The 21,236-nt window shown below is 67.7% G+C and carries 18 protein-coding genes and 1 pseudogene; 2 read left to right on the top strand and 17 right to left on the bottom strand.

Annotation, left to right across the window (positions count from 1 at the left end):
• The 16 genes and pseudogenes from KDB67_RS04780 to KDB67_RS04705 form a co-directional block, all read right to left on the bottom strand.
• Positions 1-215: pseudogene (locus KDB67_RS04780) on the bottom strand (cell division protein SepF); the annotation flags it as partial.
• A gap of 76 nt (positions 216-291) precedes the next feature.
• Positions 292-1,104 carry a peptidoglycan editing factor PgeF gene (gene pgeF, locus KDB67_RS04775; protein ID WP_291013014.1) on the bottom strand — a complete coding sequence of 271 codons (813 nt, stop codon included), beginning with the start codon at positions 1,102-1,104 and terminating at the stop codon, positions 292-294.
• Positions 1,105-1,124: 20 nt separating this feature from the next.
• Positions 1,125-2,315, bottom strand: coding sequence for a cell division protein FtsZ (ftsZ, locus tag KDB67_RS04770; protein ID WP_291013011.1), 1,191 nt, complete (start codon positions 2,313-2,315; stop codon positions 1,125-1,127).
• A gap of 335 nt (positions 2,316-2,650) precedes the next feature.
• Positions 2,651-3,349: an FtsQ-type POTRA domain-containing protein gene (locus KDB67_RS04765; protein ID WP_291013009.1), complete on the bottom strand. Its 699-nt coding sequence runs from the start codon at positions 3,347-3,349 to the stop codon at positions 2,651-2,653.
• Positions 3,346-4,884 (bottom strand): UDP-N-acetylmuramate--L-alanine ligase, encoded by a 1,539-nt coding sequence (gene murC, locus KDB67_RS04760; RefSeq protein ID WP_291013007.1) that lies wholly within the window; start codon positions 4,882-4,884, stop codon positions 3,346-3,348. Before murC ends, KDB67_RS04765 begins: the two co-directional genes overlap by 4 nt.
• Positions 4,881-5,978, bottom strand: a complete 1,098-nt coding sequence (gene murG / locus KDB67_RS04755; RefSeq protein ID WP_291013038.1) for an undecaprenyldiphospho-muramoylpentapeptide beta-N-acetylglucosaminyltransferase — start codon at positions 5,976-5,978, stop codon at positions 4,881-4,883. The genes murC and murG overlap by 4 nt, the downstream gene beginning before the upstream one ends.
• A gap of 230 nt (positions 5,979-6,208) precedes the next feature.
• Positions 6,209-7,876, bottom strand: a complete 1,668-nt coding sequence (ftsW, locus tag KDB67_RS04750; protein WP_291013004.1) for a putative lipid II flippase FtsW — start codon at positions 7,874-7,876, stop codon at positions 6,209-6,211.
• Positions 7,873-9,456, bottom strand: a complete 1,584-nt coding sequence (murD, locus tag KDB67_RS04745; protein ID WP_291013001.1) for a UDP-N-acetylmuramoyl-L-alanine--D-glutamate ligase — start codon at positions 9,454-9,456, stop codon at positions 7,873-7,875. Before murD ends, ftsW begins: the two co-directional genes overlap by 4 nt.
• 10 nt (positions 9,457-9,466) lie before the next feature.
• Positions 9,467-10,558, bottom strand: a complete 1,092-nt coding sequence (mraY, locus tag KDB67_RS04740; RefSeq protein ID WP_291012999.1) for a phospho-N-acetylmuramoyl-pentapeptide-transferase — start codon at positions 10,556-10,558, stop codon at positions 9,467-9,469.
• Between the two features lie 95 nt (positions 10,559-10,653).
• Complete coding sequence (locus tag KDB67_RS04735) at positions 10,654-11,181, bottom strand: UDP-N-acetylmuramoyl-tripeptide--D-alanyl-D-alanine ligase (protein WP_291012997.1); 528 nt, start codon at positions 11,179-11,181, stop codon at positions 10,654-10,656.
• A complete protein-coding gene (locus KDB67_RS04730; protein ID WP_291012994.1) occupies positions 11,178-12,914 on the bottom strand; it encodes a UDP-N-acetylmuramoyl-L-alanyl-D-glutamate--2,6-diaminopimelate ligase in 1,737 nt (578 codons plus the stop codon). The genes KDB67_RS04735 and KDB67_RS04730 overlap by 4 nt, the downstream gene beginning before the upstream one ends.
• A gap of 255 nt (positions 12,915-13,169) precedes the next feature.
• Entirely contained in the window at positions 13,170-15,158 is a 1,989-nt protein-coding gene (locus KDB67_RS04725; protein ID WP_291012991.1) for a penicillin-binding protein 2, read from the bottom strand.
• Between the two features lie 21 nt (positions 15,159-15,179).
• Entirely contained in the window at positions 15,180-16,046 is an 867-nt protein-coding gene (locus tag KDB67_RS04720; protein ID WP_291012988.1) for a hypothetical protein, read from the bottom strand.
• Positions 16,047-16,049: 3 nt separating this feature from the next.
• Positions 16,050-17,030, bottom strand: a complete 981-nt coding sequence (gene rsmH, locus KDB67_RS04715) for a 16S rRNA (cytosine(1402)-N(4))-methyltransferase RsmH (RefSeq protein WP_291012985.1) — start codon at positions 17,028-17,030, stop codon at positions 16,050-16,052.
• Between the two features lie 158 nt (positions 17,031-17,188).
• On the bottom strand, positions 17,189-17,629 hold the full coding sequence (mraZ, locus tag KDB67_RS04710) for a division/cell wall cluster transcriptional repressor MraZ (RefSeq protein ID WP_291012983.1): 441 nt from the start codon (positions 17,627-17,629) through the stop codon (positions 17,189-17,191).
• A gap of 396 nt (positions 17,630-18,025) precedes the next feature.
• Positions 18,026-18,439, bottom strand: a complete 414-nt coding sequence (locus KDB67_RS04705) for a DUF3040 domain-containing protein (RefSeq protein ID WP_291012981.1) — start codon at positions 18,437-18,439, stop codon at positions 18,026-18,028.
• Positions 18,440-18,873: 434 nt separating this feature from the next.
• Here KDB67_RS04705 and KDB67_RS04700 point away from each other — a divergent pair, with 434 nt between their 5' ends.
• Together KDB67_RS04700 and KDB67_RS04695 are read left to right on the top strand one after the other, a co-directional pair.
• Positions 18,874-19,533 (top strand): GNAT family N-acetyltransferase, encoded by a 660-nt coding sequence (locus KDB67_RS04700; RefSeq protein WP_291012979.1) that lies wholly within the window; start codon positions 18,874-18,876, stop codon positions 19,531-19,533.
• 166 nt (positions 19,534-19,699) lie between these two features.
• On the top strand, positions 19,700-20,482 hold the full coding sequence (locus KDB67_RS04695) for a hypothetical protein (protein ID WP_291012976.1): 783 nt from the start codon (positions 19,700-19,702) through the stop codon (positions 20,480-20,482).
• Here the strand turns inward: KDB67_RS04695 and KDB67_RS04690 are convergent.
• Positions 20,469-21,182 (bottom strand): glycerophosphodiester phosphodiesterase family protein, encoded by a 714-nt coding sequence (locus tag KDB67_RS04690; protein ID WP_291012973.1) that lies wholly within the window; start codon positions 21,180-21,182, stop codon positions 20,469-20,471. The two genes, KDB67_RS04695 and KDB67_RS04690, sit on opposite strands and share 14 nt — an antisense overlap.
• Positions 21,183-21,236: the final 54 nt, after the last annotated feature.

Below are 21,236 nucleotides of genomic sequence, written 5' to 3'. Positions count from 1 at the left end.
TAGTCGGCGTCCCGATAGTCGGTGTCCCTGTAGTCGGCGTCCCGGTAATCGGTCTCCCGGTAGTCCGGCTCACGGTAGTCGGCGTCGTAGTCGTCGCGGTATCCGCGGTCACGGGCGGCACGCAGCGAGGAGCCCGGCTCCTCGAGATAGTCGTCTTCGTAATCGCTCGGAGGCACCATGCCGAAATATGCCTTGAACTTCTGCATTGTGGTCATTGGGGGTCTCCGATCGTTGCGCACCAGGTGAAAGCTGTTGTCACAGTGCTTAGTGATTCTCATGTGACCGATGTGATTAGTGAGAGGTTAGCGTCACAGCATCAGCGAATCCGGGACCGACACGCAGACCTTCCATCCAGATGACCGAGGCGAGTCGGCCCGTCGGTGCGCCTCTACGGTGGCTGAACAGCGTGGGATCAGCGATGGTGCAACGCGGATCGACGGCCACGGCGCCGACACCGGCCGCGAGAAGTTGCCGACGGATACCCTCGCGGATGTCGAGACCGGGTGTGTTCGCGACGGTGGTGCACGCGCTGCCGGGCAGGTGTGCCTCGACATCCTGCTGCATCACCGCCGGCACCTCGTAGCGTTCCCCGGAGGCGGCCGGACCGAGCAGCGCGCCGATACGTTCGGGCCGCGCACCGAGCCCGATCATCGTGCGCAGGACCTCTCCCACGATGCCGATCCGGGCGCCTACACGGCCCGCATGAACCGCTGCCACCACGCCCGCCTCGTCGTCGGCAAGCAGTACCGGTACACAGTCCGCGGTCAGGACGACCAGGGCCAGTCCGGGAGTCGCGGTGACCATGGCATCGGTGGCGGGGACAGCCTCGGCCACCGGTCCGTCGACGACCGATACGTTCCTGCTGTGTATCTGTTCCATCCACACCAGCGAGGCCGGGGGCAGACCGATCCCCTCTGCCAGGCGCCGCCTGTTCGCGGCTACCGCCGCAGGATCGTCGCCGACGTGGTCACCGAGGTTGAAGGAGTCGTACGGTGGCTGTGAGACTCCTCCGGCGCGGGTGGTGACGACACGCCGAACGGTGACGCGACCGGGCGCGGAGCACACCGGCCCCGTCGCTGTCGTCGATCCGGACCTGCCGTTCATGATCGGAACCCCGGCAGGCCTCAGCGCTTCATGAACGACGGCACGTCGACGTCGTCGTCATCGATCCGCACGCTGTTGGCCCGGGGCGCTTCCTCACGGGCGGCGAATGGATCGCCTCCCGACGCGGACACCTTGCCGAACAGCGGATCGTTCGCCGCGGCCCGGCCGACGCTGCCGGCCTGACCCGACCCGACCACCCCGGTACGTGCGGTGGTGGGTGTCGTGGTCTTGGCGGGGATGGCGGGGACTTCGGTGCGCGTACGCGGACCGCCCTCGAACCCGGCCGCGATCACGGTGACCCGGACCTCGTCGCCGAGGTTGTCGTCGATCACGGTGCCGAAGATGATGTTGGCCTCTTCGTGCGCGGCCTCCTGCACCTGCGTGGCGGCATTGTGGATCTCGAACAGGCCCAGGTCACTACCACCGGCGATCGAGATCAGGACACCGCGGGCACCCTCCATCGACGCTTCCAGCAGCGGCGAGTTGATCGCGGACTCGGCGGCTTTGCGGGCCCGGTCCTCTCCTCTGGCCGAACCGATGCCCATCAGCGCGCTGCCGGCATCGCTCATGACGCCCTTGACGTCGGCGAAGTCGACGTTGATGAGACCGGGGGTGGTGATGAGGTCGGTGATGCCCTGAACACCGTTGAGCAGCACCTCGTCGGCGCTGCGGAACGCGTCCATCAGAGTCACCTGGGCGTCACCGAGCTGCAGCAGGCGGTCGTTGGGGATCACGATGAGGGTGTCGCAGGACTCTCGCAGCGCGACGATGCCGTTCTCGGCCTGGTTGCCGCGGCGCTTGCCCTCGAAGGAGAAGGGACGTGTGACGACACCGACGGTCAGCGCTCCGAGCTTGCGGGCGATCTGCGCGACAACGGGCGCGCCGCCCGTTCCCGTGCCACCGCCCTCGCCCGCGGTCACGAACACCATGTCCGCGCCCTTGAGAAGTTCCTCGATCTCGTCGCGCGCGTCCTCCGCCGCCCGGCGGCCGACCTCCGGGTCGGCGCCCGCACCGAGGCCGCGGGTCGAATCGCGGCCGACGTCGAGCTTGACGTCGGCGTCACTCATCAAAAGCGCCTGGGCATCGGTGTTGATCGCGATGAACTCAACTCCCTTGAGTCCTTGTTCGATCATTCGGTTGACGGCATTGACACCGCCGCCGCCGATGCCGACGACCTTGATCACGGCCAGGTAGTTGTGCGGTGGCGTCATATCCATCGCCTTCCTCATCGGTGTAAATGCCTGCAGCTGCGTACGGAGACTTCTTGCCGGCGAGACGGCTTCCGGTGGCCTTCGGCGACGGGCGAGACGACTCCCCGACGGCGAAGGTTGCGACAGCCTCTCAACCGACCCTGACCTCAACCCTAAACCTCAACCATAGACTTAGAGTTATGTCAAGTAGTTCCGTGTTGGTCAAGACGCTAGGCACGCGGACGCCGATGAGCCAGCTAATGTGCGGCGTGTCGCGAAGTTACTCGGTGAATTCACGTCGGCGACACACATTTCGCCATGTCGGACGCCGGAGACGCGCCTGCCTGAGACCTCCGTCACGTGAAGGCGGGAAAGTCAGGGCTCGACACGTTATAGAGAGTTCCGCTACGCGTCAACAAGTTCTTCAGCGCCCTGGCCTTGTCGTCTCCCCTCTCGCTGTCACCCCAGATCACCCTGCGGTCACCCGTCAGGGTCAGCTCGATATCGACAGGGGAGGTCGCGTTGACCGACAGCAGTTTCCTGCTGAGGTACACGGGCAGACCGGCGACCACGGACACCGCGGCCTTGGTGGTCGGGTCGGTCGGACCCGGGTGGGCGGTGGTGAGCCGCGGCAAAGACGCCAGTTGCGCGGGCACCTTCTCCCCGTCCGCGTATGTCAGGTAGGCGACGCCCAGCCGGTCCAGGATCCGAGTGTTCCGCCCGTCGATCACGCGCACGACGGGCCGCCGTTCGACAACGGTGATCGTCAAGGCCGACGGATAGGAACGCTGCACACGGGCCGACTCCACCGATTCGATCGCCGCGACCCGCCGGGCCACGGCCGCCGTGTCGACCTGAAGCAGCGGCGTCCCGGACGCCACATCGGCGACCGTCAGGATTCTGCTCTCGGGTACGACCCGGTTCCCGCTGACCTCGGTCGTGCGCACCGACATCAGCGGCGTGTAGTACGCGACGAGGCTTCCGGCGACCACCACCACGACGGCGAGCACCGTCCAGATCAATCCCCGCCGCCGCGAACGCGTGCGGCCGGTCATCCCGCCGGCTCCCCCGCCCGTGCGTCCGGATCGTCGCCACGGCCGGCGAGCGCGGTGACGATCTCGGGGCCCTGCATGGTGATGTCTCCCGCACCGATCGTCAGGACGATGTCACCCGGCCGCACCTCCCCGGCGACCACCGACGGCAACACGGACAGGTCTGCAACGAATTGTCCTGGCACAGTGAGTAATTCACTGATCGTGGCACCACTGACGCCGGGTTGAGGAGCCTCGCGGGCGCCGTAGACGTCCGCCACGAAGACCACGTCGGCGAGGTCGAGCGCAGCGGCGAACTCGTGGGCGAACTCGACAGTCCGCGAATACAGATGGGGCTGGAACACCGCGATGACCCGACCGGCCGGCTTACCCTCCCGCGCGGCCGCGGTCACCACGTCACGCGCGGCGGTGAGCACAGCCCGGACCTCCGTGGGGTGATGCGCGTAATCGTCGACGACGGCCACATCACCCACCACGCCACGCACCTCGAACCGCCGGTGCACGCCGCCGAAGGCAGCGATCCCCTCCAGAACCTCGGCGAGTTCGCCACCGGCCCGCACACAACCGAGCACCGCACCGATTCCGTTGAGTGCCATATGCTTTCCGGGCAAGGTCACGGACACCGGCATGGTCTCGGGCTCACCCCCGGTGATCTGGCCCGCGAACCGCACCTGTGCCGCCCCACCCGCGATCCGCGGTGTGTACAGCTGCAGGACTGCGACGTTGGGAACGTCCGTCGCCAGCGCCGCGTGCACGCCTTCGCCGTAACCCACCACATCAACACCCCGTAGGGCGAGCGCCTCATGGCAGCGCCCCGCCAAAGCCGCCGACCCCGGGTCGTCGAGGCAGACGACCAACGTGCCGTTGTCGGCGATGCACTCGGTAAACCTGTCGAAGACCTCGACGTACGCCTCGCGCGTGCCGAAATGGTCGAGGTGATCGGCCTCGATATTGGTCACGACGACGACGTCGGGCCGGTACTCGAGCAGCGAACCATCGCTCTCGTCGGCCTCGGCCACGAACACCTCGCCGGTGCCGTGGTTCGCGTTGGTGCCGGACTCGTTGAGCTCCCCGCCCACCGCGAACGACGGGTCGAGCCCACAATGCTGGAGCGCCACCACCGACATCGACGTCGTTGACGTCTTGCCGTGTGTCCCGGCGATCAGCAACGTCCGAAAACCGGCCATCAGTTCGGCGAGCACCACCGGCCGCAACAACACCGGGACGCCGCGCGAACGCGCCGCGACGAGTTCCGGATTGGTCTTGGGAATGGCGGCATAGGTGGTGACGACGGCAGTCGGGCCACCTGGCAGCTGGTCGAGGGCAGAGGGATCGTGCCCGATCTGCACACGTGCGCCCCTGGTCCGCAGCCCGAGTATGGCGCGGCTGTTCTTGGCGTCCGATCCCGACACCTGGCCGCCCCTGGCCAACAGGATGCGGGCCAGTCCCGACATTCCGGCGCCGCCGATACCCACCATGTGGACACGCCTGAGCAGCTCGGGAAGTGGCCGTTGCGGAGCCGTGCCGTGCGCTGTCATCGCCGACTCCGGGCCAGCTCCAGCGCGGCCTTCGCGACGGCCTCGGCCGCGTCGCGATGGCCGGTCGACAACGCGGCCGCCGACATCGCGGCCAGCGCGTCCTTGTCCGCCATCATCGCCGGAACATGCTCGGCCACCCAGTCGGTGGTCATCTCGGCATCGTCGACGAGCACCCCGCCGCCGGCCTCCACCAGCGGCACGGCATTGAGCCGCTGCTCACCGTTGCCGTGCGGCAACGGCACGTAGACGGCGGGCAGTCCGGTTGCCGACACCTCCGCCACGGTCATCGCCCCGGAACGGCAGATCACCAAGTCGGCTGCCGCGTACGCCAGGTCCATGCGCTTGAGGTAGCCGACCGCACGGTACGGCGGCGCGCCGTCGGGAGACTTCGGGTCGATCGAGTTCTTTGGTCCGTAGGCGTGCAGTACACCGATCCCGGCAGCGCCCAACGCGCCGGCAGCTCCGGCGACGGCGTCGTTGATGCGCTGCGCACCCTGCGAGCCGCCGAAAACGAGCAGTGTGGGGACATCGGCCAGGCCGAAGTACTGGCGTGCCTGGGCGCGCAAGGCGCCGCGGTCGAGTTCGGCGAGCACGCCGCGTACCGGCATCCCGACCACCTGCGCGTCGTCGAGCCCCGAATCGGGTACCGCGGCCAGCACCTTGTCGGCGAAACGTGCGCCGACCTTGTTGGCCACACCCGCGCTCGCGTTGGCCTCGTGAATGACGATGGGAATCCGCCGCCCGGCGCGGATGTGCAGTCGTGCGGCCAGGTAGGCAGGTAGCGACACGTAGCCACCGAAGCCGACCACCACATCGGCGCCGACATCCTTGAGCACGGACCGGGTGGCCGCGACCGATTGCACCACACGCAGCGGCAGCCGGACGAGGTCCTTGTTCAGCTTGCGCGGTAGCGGAACCGGCGGAATCAGCCTTAGGGTGAATCCGCGTTCGGGAACCAGGGTGGTTTCCAGTCCGCGAGTCGTCCCGAGCGCGGTGATGTCGGCGGACGGGTCGAGCCGGCGAACGGCATCGGCGACCGCGAGCGCGGGTTCGATGTGGCCGGCGGTACCGCCGCCGGCCACCACCACGGACAGGCCCCCAGGTCCGTTGACACCGGTGTCGCTGAAACCGGTGCCCTTGAAACCGCGGCCCTTGAAACCAGGGCCATGAACACCCGGGCCGTGGACACCGGACGCTTCGATGTCGGGTGTGTTCACCTCGTCGGGGTGATCATCCGATCCCGATCCGGCCGGACCTGTTCCCGAACTCGTCACTGCTGTACCGCTCCATTTCCGGTGTCACTGACGCCTGGCCGGTAAACCGGTCACGCCCAGTAGCGTCCGCCGCCCGCGGAGCCGCCCCGTCGGTCCCGGCCATGCGTGCGCGGGGCCGGTTCGGTCCGGTGGTTGGCGCTGTACCCCGTACGGTAGTCGATCCGCAGTCTCGCGGTCCGCTCCCATCCGGCGTCGCCGGTTGTGCCGGTGCCCCCAATTCCCCTTCCGGCAGTTCCCCTTCCGGCAGTGGCCCTGGACCGCCACGACGGCGCCCCCCGGTACACGCCACCGCGCGCGGGTGCGCCGCGCTCACCCGATCTCGGCGAACCGACCCTGCCGGCAGGCGACCCACCGCGGGTGGCCGCGGGCCGGTTGGCGGGCGCCGACGGGACCTGTCCCTGCTCACGGCGCCGATCCGGCCCACGTGAGGACCGCCCGCGTTGAGCCGGAACTCGCGCGGGCCGGTACGGTACCGGTGCGGGCGGACGCAGCCAGCGCGCAAGCCCCGTCCGGCGACCCACCGACAGTGCCGCGACGGCCTCTGGTTCGTGTCGCGCCGCATTGGCCATCAGGCCCAGCATCGCGAGCACCGTCAGCGCCGAGGTGCCACCCGCCGACACCAGTGGCAGCTGGATGCCGGTCACCGGCAGCACGCCGATGACGTAGCCGATGTTGATGAATGCCTGGGCGACGATGAGCACGGTGATCGTCGAGGTCAGCAGCCGCAGGAACGGATCGACCGACCGGGACGCGATGCGGAATCCGACGTAGGCGAGCAGGCAGAACAGCCCCACGACCATCAGGGCACCGAGCAGCCCCAGTTCCTCGCCGATGATGGCGAAGATGAAGTCGTTGTGCGCATTGGGCAGGTAGTTCCACTTGGCACGGCTCTGGCCGAGTCCTTCGCCGAAGACACCGCCGTTGGCGAGCGCGTATCCGGCCTGGCGGGCCTGGTACCCCGCGCCCTGCGGGTCGTCGATATGCCCGAGGAAGCTCAGGACGCGCTGCGATCGGTAGCCGGCCATGAACGACAGCAGTACCGCGAGCACCCCGCCGACCAGCGCGAATGTCGTGAACACCTTGATCGGCAGGCCGGCGAACCACAGCAGGGCGCCGACGATGATCGCGATGGTGATCGTGGTGCTCAGGTTCGGTTCGAGAATGATCAGGACGCAGATGATCACGGCCACCGGCAGCAGTGGGATCAGCAGTTCCTTGAGGCTCGCATTCTCCCTGCGACGGGCGGCCAGCACATGCGCACCCCATACGCACAATGCGACCTTGACAAGTTCCGAGGGCTGCACCGACAGCCCGGCGATGTTGAACCACCGGCGTGCGCCGTTGCTCTCGATGCCGATATGCGGAATCAGGACCAGCACCAGCAGGATCGTCGTCACGGTGATCATCACCGCTGCCAACCTGCGGAACACGCGCACGGGCAACCACAGGGTGACGGCGAACACCGCCACACCCATGACAGCGAACACCAGCTGCGTGGTGAACAGGCCGTAGGCCGACCCCTCCTTGGAATACCCCTCCACCGACGAGGCCGACAGGATCATCACCAGGCCGATCAGCGTCAGCGTGCCGGCCAGCGAGAGGACGAGGTGGTAGGAGGCCAGCGGCCTGCTCAACAGGCCGCCGGCGACCTCGCGGACTGCGGACACCACCGAGGTGACCTGTCCGACACTCCGGGATGCCGACGACGCGGCGGTCATCGGGACGCCGATACGTCCGTACCCCGCAGCCGGCGGGCCGCGTCGGCGAACGAATCACCGCGGCGGCCGTAGCCGGAGAACATGTCGAGCGAGGCGGCGGCCGGGGCGAGCAGAACAGCGTCGACCGGAGTGGCGCCGGGCTCGCCGTTCGCGTCTGCCGCCAGCAGCCAGGCCTCCCCGACCGCTTGCCGCATCACCATGTCGGCCGCGGACGCTGTCGCCGCATCGGACTCCCCCGGGTCCCCAGACGCCGACTTCACAGACGCCGGATTCACAGACGCCGGGGCACCGCCGATGATTCGCTGCACATTCACCGTCCCATCGTCACCTGTGAACACTGTGACTGCTGGGACATCTGGGGCGTGTCGTGCGATCGAGTCGATGATGATGCCACGATCGGCCCCGATCGCGACCACGCCGGCGAGCCGTTCGCGCATCTCGATGAGCAGATCATCGACCGACGCGCCCTTGAGCAGTCCGCCCGCGATGAGAACCACCCGTTCCCGCGCGGCGATCGCGGCGCACGCGGCATGCGGATTGGTGGCCTTCGAATCGTCGACGAACTCGACCCCGTCGATCGTCTCCACCACCTCACCGCGATGCGCAGCGGGTGTGAAGCGGGTCAGCCCGGCTGTCACCGACGACGGCGCCACACCCACCGCGAGCGCCAGCGCGGCCGCAGCCAGCGCATCCAACCAGCCCGACGGACCCGTCGGCCGGACATCGGCGGCCGGCAACAACGTGCCACCACCGAACGCACGGTCCACCAGCACGTCACCGTCGATGCCGAGCTCTCCGTCGCCCGGCACTCCCAGCGTGAACCCGACACGTCGGGTGCCGGGTCCGGTCTCGATCACGGAGGCCACCGCATCGTCGAGGCCTACCACACCGACACGGCCGGTCAGCGCGCCCGCCTTCGCGTCGCGATAGGCCGCGAACGACCCGTGCCAGTCGAGGTGGTCCTCGGCGACGTTGAGAACCACACCCGCGGCCGGCACGATCGACGGCGCCCAATGCAGTTGGAACGAGGACAACTCGGCACACAGCACCTCGGCCCGCGGCTGTACGGCCAGCACGTCGAGCACGGGATCGCCGATGTTCCCGCACGCGGCCGCGGCTCTGCCGTCGGCGGACACAATGGTCTCCAGCATCGAGGTGGTGGTGGTCTTACCGTTGGTTCCGGTCACCACGAGCCAGGTGCGGGGGGCACCGAACCAGCCGTCCTGGTCGATCTGCCAGGCCAGTTCCACCTCACCCCACACCGGCACGCCGGCATCGGCGGCCGCCACGACCAGCGGATGCGCGGGCGCGAAGCCCGGTGACACGACGACCAGACCGGTGCGTGCGGTCCACTCCGGGTCGGCGAGCAGGTCGTCGATACCGACGCAGCGCGCCCCGGCCGCGCGCAGTTCACCGGCGACCGGGACCTCCCCGTCGTGTTCACCGCCGAATCGGGCGTCGGCCACGACCACCGGAACACCCGCGGCCAGCAGATGCCGGGCGGCCGACGAGCCTGCGACCCCCGCACCGCCGACCACGACCTCGCCGCCGGTCAGCTCCGCGATGGCTGTCTCCCGCACGCCGGTCACCTCAGCCGCCCGTGACGAATTCGCTGTAGAACAGCGACAGGCCCAGCGCGCAGGCGATGGCGGTCAGCAGCCAGAATCTGATGATGACGGTCGTCTCCGCCCAGCCACCGAGTTCGAAATGATGGTGGAACGGAGCCATCCGGAACACCCGGCGCCCCGTCGTCCGGAAGAACGCGATCTGGATGACCACCGACATGATCTCGGCGACGAACAGCGCGCCGATGATCACGGCCAGCAGTTCGGTGCGAGTGGTGATGGACAGGCCGGCCAGCATGCCGCCCAGTGCCAGCGATCCGGTGTCGCCCATGAAGATCTTCGCCGGCGCCGCATTCCACCACAGGAATCCCAGACAGGCACCGCCGCCCGCGACGGCGATTACGGCCAGGTCGAGCGGGTCACGCACCTGATAGCAGCCCGAGGTGATCTCGGCGGTGGTCTTCGGTCCGCCCGAGCAGGCGTTGCGGTACTGCCAGAAAGTAACCAGCACGTACGAACCCAGGACCATCGCCATCGATCCCGCTGCCAGGCCGTCGAGACCGTCGGTGAAGTTGACCGCGTTGGACCAGGCCGCGACGACGAGCCAGCAGAACACCACGAAGACGACCGAGCCCATCTCCATGACATCGATGTCACGGACGTACGAGAGCGTCGTGCTGGCGGGCGCGTAGCCGGCATCGTTGCGGAATTGCAGCAACAGAATGCCGAACAGGATCGCGGCGACCAACTGACCGACGGACTTGGATGTCTTGTTCAGGCCGAGATTGCGGTGCTTGCGGATCTTGATGAAGTCATCGAGAAAGCCGACTCCGCCGAGCACCGTGGCCAGTCCCAGCACCAGTAGACCCGACGCGGTCGGACCCTCCCGATCTGTCACCCAGGCCACCAGATGCGAGCCGAAGTAGCCCGCCCACAGGGCCGCGATGATGGCGACGCCACCCATCGACGGCGTGCCGCGTTTGGTCTGATGACTCTGCGGGCCCTCGACCCGGATCTCCTGACCGAACCCGCGCCGGGAGAAGACGCGGATCAGCACCGGCGTCAGCAGGATCGACACCGCCAGCGCGATGCCCCCGGCGATCAGAATCTGTGTCACAGCCGCACACCGCCCGTCAGTCGTCGCGTCCGGTCACCCGGCCGCACCGGGCCGGGACAGTTATCGCCCACCCAACTCGTCACGTCGTACTCCATCTACTTGTCACCGGCCCTGGCCGCATCATCGCCCGCCCAGGCCAACTCGTATCCCAGCACCGTCTGCCACTGCTCCACCGCCGCTACCAGATCGTCCGGTCCGGCAAGGACCACGATGTCGCCGGCCGCGGGCCGCCACGAGTCGTCCTCGACCGTCACCGTCAGCGCCTGCGCGGCGTCGGGCACCAGCCGTACCTCGTCGCCCCACGAGCCTTCCATGATCGCGCCCTGATACAACGCGCGCACCGACCGCGAATCGCCGACGCACAGCGTCTTGTCGATCGCCAGGCGCACCACGAGGCGTCCCACCAGGTCATGTTCGACGACGCGTTCGTTCTCGCTCATGGCGGCCTGCGCAGCGCCGTCCGGCAGATCGAGCTCGCCGATGATCGCCCAGATCCGGACCTGTACGCCCGGAGGTCCGGAGACCGGAGCCCGTGACCGAAGCTCGGCGGCGGTGCGCAATAGTTCCCGGATCTGTGCCACGCCGGCCGAACCGGTGGCACGCAGCACCGTCATCGCGGTCATCGGTCCACCTCCGGTTCAGCACCGGCATTGAGGGCATCAGGGGCATTGAGGGCATCAAGGGCCGAGGCGAGTTCGACACGGTCATCGAAGGGATGCTTCACCCCGGCGATCTCCTGCCCCGTCTCGTGCCCCTTGCCCGCGACGACGACGATGTCCCCGGGTCGCGCCCACGTAACCGCAGCCGCGATGGCCTCCCGCCGGTCCCCGATCTCGCGGATGTCCTCCGCCCGGGCCGGCCGCTCGCCACCGGAGATCGCACGGGCGCCCGCGACGACGGCTGTCCTGATCGCGGCAGGTTCTTCCGAGCGCGGATTGTCGTCGGTGATGACCACCAGTTCGGCTCCGCGGGCCGCGGCCGCACCCATCAGCGCACGCTTACCGGTATCGCGGTCGCCGCCCGCACCGAGTACCACCGCAACGCGGCCCGTATCCGCGGTGTCGGCACCACCTACCCCATCAGCGGCGGTATCCAGTTGCGCACGCAAGGTGGCCAGTACCGCCTCGACGGCACCCGGCTTGTGCGCGTAGTCGACCAGCGCGAGAAAGTCCTGGCCCCGATCCACTCGTTCGAGACGGCCCGGCACCCGAGTCCCCGCGATCCCGTCGATCGCCACCTGCGTCGCGACTCCCGCCGCCGTCACGATCGCCAGCGCGGTCAGCGCGTTGGCCACGTTGTAGCGACCCGGCAGCGGAACAGTCAGCTCGTACTCCACACCACGCGGACCGGTCACCGGCACGAGTTGCTTACCCGACGCAGTCACACGCGGCCGTCCGGCGGTCCACTGTGCTCGTCTGACCGGCGCATCAGGCCGATCCGCCGGCCCCGCGGACACGGTGACCGGATACGGCCGCGACCCCGTCGCCGCACCGCGGGCTACCTCGGCCATTCGCCTGCCCCACTCGTCATCGACGCAGATCACCGCACGAGAGGCGTGGGTGGGCGATCCCGCGGCGAACAGCCTGGCCTTGGCGTCGAAGTAGGCCTGCATGGTGTCGTGAAAGTCCAGGTGGTCCTGCGACAGGTTGGTGAACGCACCGATGGCGAAATGAGCGCCGTCCACCCGCCCGAGTGCCAGCGCATGACTGGACACCTCCATCACCACCGTGTCCACCCCGTCCTCGACCATCGCGGCGAGCACCGCCTGCAGGGTGGGTGCCTCGGGTGTGGTCAGCGAACTGGGTATGGCAATGCCGTTGATCCGGGTCTCGACGGTGCCGATCAGGCCGACGGACCTGCCCGCAGCCAGCAGCGCCGCCTCCACCATGTAGGCGGTGGTGGTCTTGCCCGAGGTCCCGGTGATACCGATCAGCTTCAGGCGTTGCGAGGGGTGCGCGAATATACGGGCACTCACCGCGCCCAGGACGCGGCGCGGGTCCGGATGGATCAGGACCGCGCACCGCGCATCGGGCGGCAGTACCCTGGCCAGCTCCGCGCGGCCCGCAGGGTCGGTGAGGATCGCGGCGGCACCTGCGGCGAGCGCGTCGGCGGCGAACCTGGCGCCGTGCGTGTTGGCGCCCGGAAGCGCGGCGAAAAGATCGCCGGGCTGCACGTCCTGACCTCGCAGAGTCACGCCGGTCACCTGCACGTCGTGACCGCCGGCTCCTATCAGGTCCAGACGCGCGCCCGTGGCCGCCGACAGCACTGACACGTCAGTCGGCACCACCACCCGTGGCCGACGCGGGCCGTCCGCACGGTTGTCGCCCTGCTTACTCGAACGGCGAGTCGAGGCCATGCGATCTCCTCTCCTCGCTGTTGCTCGGACCGGCGCTCATGCTCCGGTCGGGGACATTCGGTTCAGGGGTTGGGGAATGGTCGCACCCCGCACGCCGGGGAACTGCGACGGCACACCCGCACCGTACGGCGGACATGGGCTCCGCCGACGGACAACTCACGATACCGATAGCCGGAGCGGCCGGACGCATCTAGGGCGTGTCTCCCATATCCCTTTGCACGGTCTCGACGGCCCGGTGGATACGGCAGACACGTCCTAGTCCGCCTGCAACACCAGCCGCGGCGCCGGGTGCGCCGACAGCGGCACCCGGTCGCGCTGCAGCAGCCACGAGGCGATGTCGGCGAACAGTGGTGCCGCGGACTGCCCGCCTGACCCGTCCGAGCTCCGTTTCGGATTGTCGAGCATGATGCCGATCACGAACCGCGGTTTGTCGGCCGGGGCGATGCCCGCGAATGTGATGTTGTAGGCGTCGTTGGAGTAGCAGCCGCAGGCGGGGTTCACCTGCTGGGCCGTTCCGGTCTTGCCGGACACCTGATACCCGGGAATGGCCGCCTTGGTACCGGTACCCATCTGCACGCCCATCGGGTCGTTCTGGACGACCGCACGGAACATTTCCCGAACCGTCTTTGCCGTCGCCGGGCTCACCACCCGCACACCCTCGGGACGCGTCTCGTCGGTACCCGCCGAATTGTGGGCGCCGGTACCCTCGTCGACGATGATCCGCGGCGCGATCCTGACACCATCGTTGGCGATGGCCTGGTACATCGCCGCCATCTGCAGCAGCGTCATCGACAGACCCTGACCGATCGGCAGATTGGCGAACGACCCTCCTGACCACTGGCTCAGCGCAGGGACGGTACCGGCGCTCTCTCCCGGCAACCCGACTCCGGTCCGGGTCCCGAGACCGAACTTGGCCAGCAAGTCGGCGAAACGCTTCTCCCCGACCTTCTTCGCCAGCATCAGCGTTCCGACGTTGGACGACTTGCCGAAGATTCCCGTGGTGGTATAGGGCTCCGGTCCGTGCGCCCACGCGTCGTTGACCGTGACGCCGGCCAGCTGAATGGACCCCGGCACCCGGTGCACCGTCGTGGGAGTGGTCAGCCCGTACTCGATGGCCGCCGCCGCGGTCACCAGCTTGCCCACCGATCCGGGTTCGAACGGCGAGGTGACCGACGGGTTTCCGAGGTTCGCGTGCTGCTGTTCCGACAACGGCTCGGAGGCATTGAACGTGTTGTCGTTCGCCATCGCGAGCACCTCACCGGTGTGCGCGTCCAGCACCACGGCCGACGCGTTCTTGGCGCCGGAGGCATTCTTGGCCTGCGCCACCGCCGTCTGCACGTACCACTGGACATCGGAGTCGATGGTCAGCCGGACGGTTTTGCCATTGATGGCCGGATGCACATTGCGGGTGCTTCCCGGAATCACCGCCCCGTCCGAACCGCGATCGTAGGTCCGTGAACCGTCGGTGCCGCCGAGCACCGGTTCCAGGGACGCCTCCAGGCCAAGCAGACCCTGCCCGTCATAGTCGACATCGCCGACGATGTTGGCGGCCAGCGAACCACCCGGATACAACCGGATCGGCTGCGGATCGGCGCCCACTTCGGGGAACTCCTCGGTGATCCGTGCACTCACCTCCGGACTCACCGACCTGGCGAGATACTCAAAGGTGTTGGGGCTGTTGAGTTTCGCCAGCAGGTCGGTCGCACTGATCGACCCGCCGAGCGCCGAGGACACCCCCTTGGCGATCTCTCCCAGACGCGTGGCGACATCGGGAGCCGACGCGTCCTTCGCGTGGGTGTCGGCGATGCTCTTACGCACCGCCTTGGGCAGGAACGTCAGCGAACGCGCCTCATCCGTGTAGGCGATCGGCCGGCCGTTGCGGTCGATGATGGCGCCACGTTTGGCCGACAGGACCTGGGTGTACTCACGCTGCTGGGCGGCTTCGGCCGACAGGGATCCGGCATCGATCACATGCACGTACACCATCCGGATGGCCACCACGATCACCGCGAGAACGATGACGACGCCGGCCATCTTGGCACGGAAGGCGAATCCACCTGTGCCCGTAGGATTCTCGCCCAGACCCGGACCGATCGGGCCACCTGGCCCGTTTCCGCCGTACCCGGCGCGGTCGGGGGTGTCGCCCGCGGCCCTGGCCGACCGGCCTTCCGGGCTCGCGGCCGAACCACTGCGCGGACCGCCGCCCGATCGGACACCGGGCCGATCAGAGGTGGTTCGTGTCATGGTTATTCATTGTCCATCCGATCAACGCGGCTGCCCCGAATTTCCGTCCGGCGGGTTGCTCACTGTCGTCGGCAGGACAGTCGGCAGGACATTGGGCGCGGGTATCGGCAGGACGTTGGGTGCGGGAGTGTTCGTGGATGTCGCGGACACCGGTGGCGACTGCGAGTTCGGCTGCGCACCCGACGTATCGGCTGTCGCGCTCCGGTCTTGCCCGTTATGGGTTTGACCGCTCGGGGTTTGACCGCTCTGGGCTTGTCCGGAGCCTCCGGCGTCGCCGAGCCCGTTCGAATCATCGACCTTGGTCTTGTCGATCTTCGCGAGCGGATCCTCGGTCTTGGTGGCGGCGTTGATGGAGGGCAAAGACCGTCCCTGCGCCGGCGACAACTCCCCCACCACTCGGCGCTTCCCGTCGGCACCGACGATCATCCGGGGCGGATTGTCCGAGGGGATCATGCCGAGCTTGCCCGCCTTGTCGGAGAGCGCCGCAGCCGAATCACCGGATTCAAAGGTCTGTTTGAGAGTGTCGACCCGGTCCGACAGCTTTTGGTTCTCGCTGCGTACCGCGCCGAGCCGGTATGAATCCTGCGCCGCCTTGGTCGAGAGCCACAGGCTCAGACCAAGGCCCGCGACCAGCACCAGCACGAACGGAACCACGAGTGGCACACGGCGATTCCGGGCGCCGCGAGATGCATGAGGTGTGGTGTTGCCACCGCTGCGGGCGATGCGCCGGGCCCGGCGGTCGATCGCCCGCTGCGCCGACGCGGACCTGCTCGCCCGCTCACCGCCCACCGTCCGGCCGGCCCTGCGACCGGCCCTGGTGGTCACCGATGCGGCAGCATCGGTGCCGGCACCTCGCGTGCCGGTCGCCTCGTCGTGTAGGAGGGTCATCGGTCAGCCCTTCTCCTCGATCCGCTCGATCACCCGGACACGCACCGGGGCCGAACGTGGGTTGGTGTGGAGTTCGTCGTCGTCGGGGCGGAGCGCCCCTCGCGTGACAAGGGCGAACTCCGGCCCGCTGCCGGGCAGTTCGACCGGAAGTCCGGGCGGGGTCCGGGACGCGGTACGAGTTGCGAACTCGCGCTTGACGATCCGGTCCTCGAGTGACTGATAGCTCATCACCGCCACCCGGCCACCGACACGCAGCAGTCCGAGCGCCGCGGGCAAGACCTCCGAGAGTGCGGTGAGTTCGCTGTTCACCTCGATCCGCAGAGCCTGGAATGTCCGCTTGGCCGGATGCCCACCAGTCCTGCGCGTAGCCGCCGGAATCGTCTCGTACAGCAGAGCGACGAGGCGGGCACTGTTGGTGAACGGTTCACGCTCACGCTCACGCAGCACCGCCGAGGCGATCTTGCCGGCGAACCGCTCCTCGCCGTACTCGTGCAGTACCCGCGCGAGTTCACCGTGTGAGTAGGTGTTGAGCACGTCGGCTGCGGTGAGTGTGCCCGACGGGTCCATCCGCATGTCCAGCGGCGCGTCCACGGCGTAGGCGAATCCGCGATCGGGCCGATCGAGCTGCATCGACGACACACCGAGGTCGAACAGAGCCGCATCGATGTGGGTCCGCCCGGTGGCTGCGACCACATCCGGCAGTTCATCGAATCGTGCGTGGTGAAACGAAATACGGTCGCCGTACCGGGCGAGCCGCCCCCGGGAGATCGTCAGAGCGGACTCGTCGCGATCGATACCGATCACGGTGATGTGCGGGTACGTGCGCAGTGCGAGTTCGGCGTGGCCACCGGCGCCGAGCGTGGCGTCGACCAGGACGGGGGCGGCACCGGCGCGCAACGCGGGCTCCAGAAGGTCGATCATCTGCTGAACCATCACAGGAATGTGGCCGTGGTCGGTACCCCCGGCCGGGGGCTGTTCAGTCATCCTGCGCCCCCTTCGGTATTGCCGATACAGAGAGGTCCCGGTCCGGACACGCACCTGGCGTTGGGGAAGTACGCCAGGGTCGCTCCGGGCCGAGGCCTCACCGCATCGGCACTCCCTGCCTCGTGATGGTTCCTGTCGGCCGCCTGCAACCGGGCCGACTAGAGCAGCGAATCCAGTGCCGTGGAGTTCGCCGCCGAGAAATTCTCCTCGTGTCGGCCTTGATACTCGTTCCATGTGTGTTCGTCCCAGATCTCCAGGTGATCGAACCCACCGATCACCACGCACTCCTTCACGAGTCCGGCGTACTCCCGGTGCCCCGCGGACAGCGAGATCCGCCCTTGAGCATCGGGACGTTGTTCGTCGGAACTGGCAAAGAAGTAGCGCTGGAAAGCTCTGGCCTCGGGGTCGTTTCGCGAGGCTTCACGCAACCGCTCGGCCACATCATCGAAGTCCTCGAGTCGGTACACCGACAGGCTGCGGTCTTGGCCTCGTGTGACCATCACGCCTCCTGCCAGTGCTTCGCGAAACTTGGCGGGCAACGTGAGCCGCCCCTTGTCGTCCATCTTGGGCGTGTAGGTGCCGACAAGCCGTGCAGACATGCCGCCTCCTCACACACCCACCAAGTTCGGGCGACAAGGTCACTCTCGCTCGGTAGCAGCCACTGTACCCCACTTTCCCCCACTTTCCACCCAGCCACCCCACCACTGCTCCCAGCTATCCTAAAACCGCAGTTCAGAGAGGTAAAAGCGGCGACGCGACCGAGACACACCGAAGCCTATTCCGGCGATACAGCTGAGATAGAAGTTCTTAGTGGGGTACATGTGACAGATTTGCGGCCCAAGTGGACGCCGCTGCGGCACAGTGGGGCGTAGTGGGGAACTCCGGTGGGGCGAAGTGGGGAACCCGGGCAAAGTGCCGGACAGCAAAGGGCCGCACATCCCTGGGATGTGCGGCCCTCGCCGAGTTCTTCGGTTACAGGTCTACCGAGGTATCGGCTACTCCTGTTCGAAGCGCCGGTTGAAGCGCTCCTCCATACGATCGGACAGGCTCCGCTTGGCCGGAGCTCCCGTCCCCGCCCCTCTGGCACCCTTACCCTTACCCTTGGCCGGCGCTGCAGCCCCCCTGGAGGGCGGTCCACCGCCCCACAGAGCAAGGAGTCCACCGCCGAACATGACCAGGAAGCCGATCAGACTGACAATCGGGAAACCCCCGACCTTGAGACCTATTGCGAGGCCTCCGACAAGCAGGACAAGGCCGATCACGAACACCGCGAACGCCTGCAGCCGACGTCGTCCGTCGGCCTTCCCGAGACGCCGGCTCTTGACGCTCGACGCGAACTTCGGGTCTTCGGCATACAGAGCGTTCTCGATCTCTTCGAGCATCCGCTGCTCGTGCTCCGAGAGTGGCACCGACCCTCCTTAACTCCTGCTTACCGTCCACCCGAGGTTGTCCGCAGGTGGCTCGTCGTGCCGCGATCTGACATACGCAGCCGTACGCTTCCATGATACGAGGTGATGGCCCCCGCGACCACAACTACATCAGTGCATCCACCGGCACTCGCGTACGCGGGCGCAGGGCCCGCATAGTCCGAGGACGAAAACTGGATCCGGAAGACGTAACACGGTCGTCACGCAGTATATATGCCGGACGAGATCTGTGGTGTGCGGTGCGGCGATGCGACGCTTCCCTCGCCGATCGCCACACCGCACAGTGCCGAGGAGCTGATGCGCGGCTTGCGGAGGCCATAACATCGAACACCTGTTCGACATATTCAATATAGCCATACACTCGCATGCAGGCAAGGGCTGCGTCCGCCTGTGCGACCCGAGAGGATGCCCACACCGTGACGGTTCGCCTCGTCGACCTCCGCGGACAGGATTCGCGGATCTGGCTCGAACCCGCGCTTGACGTCTACGTCACGGCGATGAGCTATCCGGACGGCACACAGGCCCATCGCGCCCCACTATGGCGCGAACACATCACGCGTCCCGGCTGGCGCGCAGTAGGCGCCATCGCACACGTGACACCGCGCGAGGCGGCCGCGCCGTGGGCGATCGCGCGCCGACTGAACGCACCGGTGGCAAGAGCCGACGACGAGATACTGGTGGGCATCGCCTACGGCTACCGCGGTGCCCGCGATCAGTGGTGGAATCAGCAACTGCGACATGGACTACGGCACGCCGGGGCGCCGGGGGACTACATCGAGCGGGTCGCCGCCGACTACTTCGAACTCACCGAACTACACGTACACCCCTCTGCTCAGGGGGCGGGCATCGGTGGTCACCTGCTCACCCGGCTGTTGGCCGACAGGCCCGAGGCGTCGGTCCTGTTGTCCACGCCGGAGAATCCGGCGGGCCCCAATCGCGCGTGGTCGTTGTACCGGCGGATGGGTTTTGCCGATGTCCTGCGCAACTTCACATTCGCGGGCGACCCGCGACCGTTCGCGTTCCTCGGCAGGCCCCTGCCCTTGCTGAGCGCCCCGGAACCTGCTCGCCGTCGTTGAAGCGGACCCGCCGACCGATCAGTAGGTAATGCTAGCCTTACATTTTGTCGTGCTGCTTTTCCGAGTTCGATTTATCCCATTCATACCGCTTGTCCCATTCACTCTGCTTGTCCCATTCGCTCCGCGGAGCGCACATGAAAGGTGAACGAGGCCGATGCTTCGTGACGTGACGTCGTTGAGAGCCACACGGTTGTCGCGCGGGCGAACACGTGTCGCTGTGGGGATTCTCGCCGCAACCGCACTCGCCTCGGCCGCACTGACCGGATGCTCGGACAAGGCCGACGAGATCCCGCACCCCGTCGACGGCCGGGTCAGCGCGAGCAACGACGGCACCGACTTCGAGCCGTGCACCGGGCTGAACGCGGCAGCCGTGAGCGACCTCGGCTTCGACGGCAGAACATGGACCGACGTCTCCATGAGCGGCGGAGGCCCTCGCGGTTGCCGTGCCACCAACGCGAAGGAGACCGTCACACTTCTGGTGCTCGACGCCGCGCCGCAGGTGCTCTACCCGCGATCGGTCGCCGAATGGGTCGGCAACGACCCGGGGTCCAGCATCGACAAGTACCGCTTCCGCAACACGCCGGCCTGCGCCGCGGTGACCTACGCCGATGACTCGGTGGTTGTGGCGGCCGTGTCCAACGACGATCCCGAAGCCGCCGAACCCAAAGACCCGCGATGCGGGAAGGCCGTGACAGTCGTCCGGGAGGTGATCGGCCAACTCCACACCCCCGCCGTGAAGCCCGAGTTCGACGTGACCGCCGACGACACCATCGACCTGGCGTACACCCACGCATTACAGGTCGGCCGGCTGCCCCGGCAGACCCGGGTCGATGTCGCCGACATCGTTGACGGGGCGGGTCGGCTCCGGCCCTACGTGGACATCGTCGCCACCTCCGATGACGGCGAGAAGCAACTGGCGCTGATCGAGAAATCGCTCACAGACGGCTGACCGGAGGACTGACCGGACCACCGAGGACGGCTGTCGCCATGGCGATCTCGTCGGTGTAGACGGCATCCAGACCCAGCGACCGGCCCTGCGACAGCCGGGCGGTGTCGTTGAGCAACGACCCGAAGGCCGCGATACCACGCGCGTGGGCCGCTGCCACGCCTGCTGCGGTCCACGCCTCCGGAGGCGAGTTCTGCGCGTCCACACGGTCTGCGGCGAGCGAGTCCAGATAGCGGTCGTGATCGAAGCCGGGTGCGCCGCGGACCCGCGCGGTCGCCTCATGCACGAGCCGCACCGACCGGTCACGGGCCCGGATCGACCGCAACAGATCCCTGTCCTCGTGTACCAGCCACATCCGCGCCACCGCTCCCGCCGACCGCGCCACCTCGATCGCCGGCAATGCCGCGCCGGCGACCTTCACATCAAGGCTCAGCTCGAACGCGGTACCGAACATGCGATACAGGTCAGCCAGCCGCAGGACCCCGATTCCCGCGAGCGCATCGGCCGACAGCAGCGCGGGCGCGACCGGCACCCCGTCGACAAGTGTGAACACATCGTGGATCAGCACCGGCTCGCCGTCGCGCGACAACCTGATATCGGACTCGAGGTGAACCCCGGCACGCAATGCCCGCGCGAAGGCAGCCGCCGAGTTCTCCCGGCCGCCATGGTCGCCGCCGCCGCGGTGCGCGAACACAAGCCTCACAGCCGACGATGCTGCCAGCGGCATCGGCCTCACGCAACGGCGATTCGGGCCGAG

It is taken from the genome of Gordonia sp. (in: high G+C Gram-positive bacteria) (genome assembly GCF_020438995.1).
Classification (GTDB): domain Bacteria; phylum Actinomycetota; class Actinomycetes; order Mycobacteriales; family Mycobacteriaceae; genus Gordonia.
The sequence above is the reverse complement of the archived record's forward strand: the minus strand, read 5'-3'. Positions and strand labels throughout refer to the sequence as shown.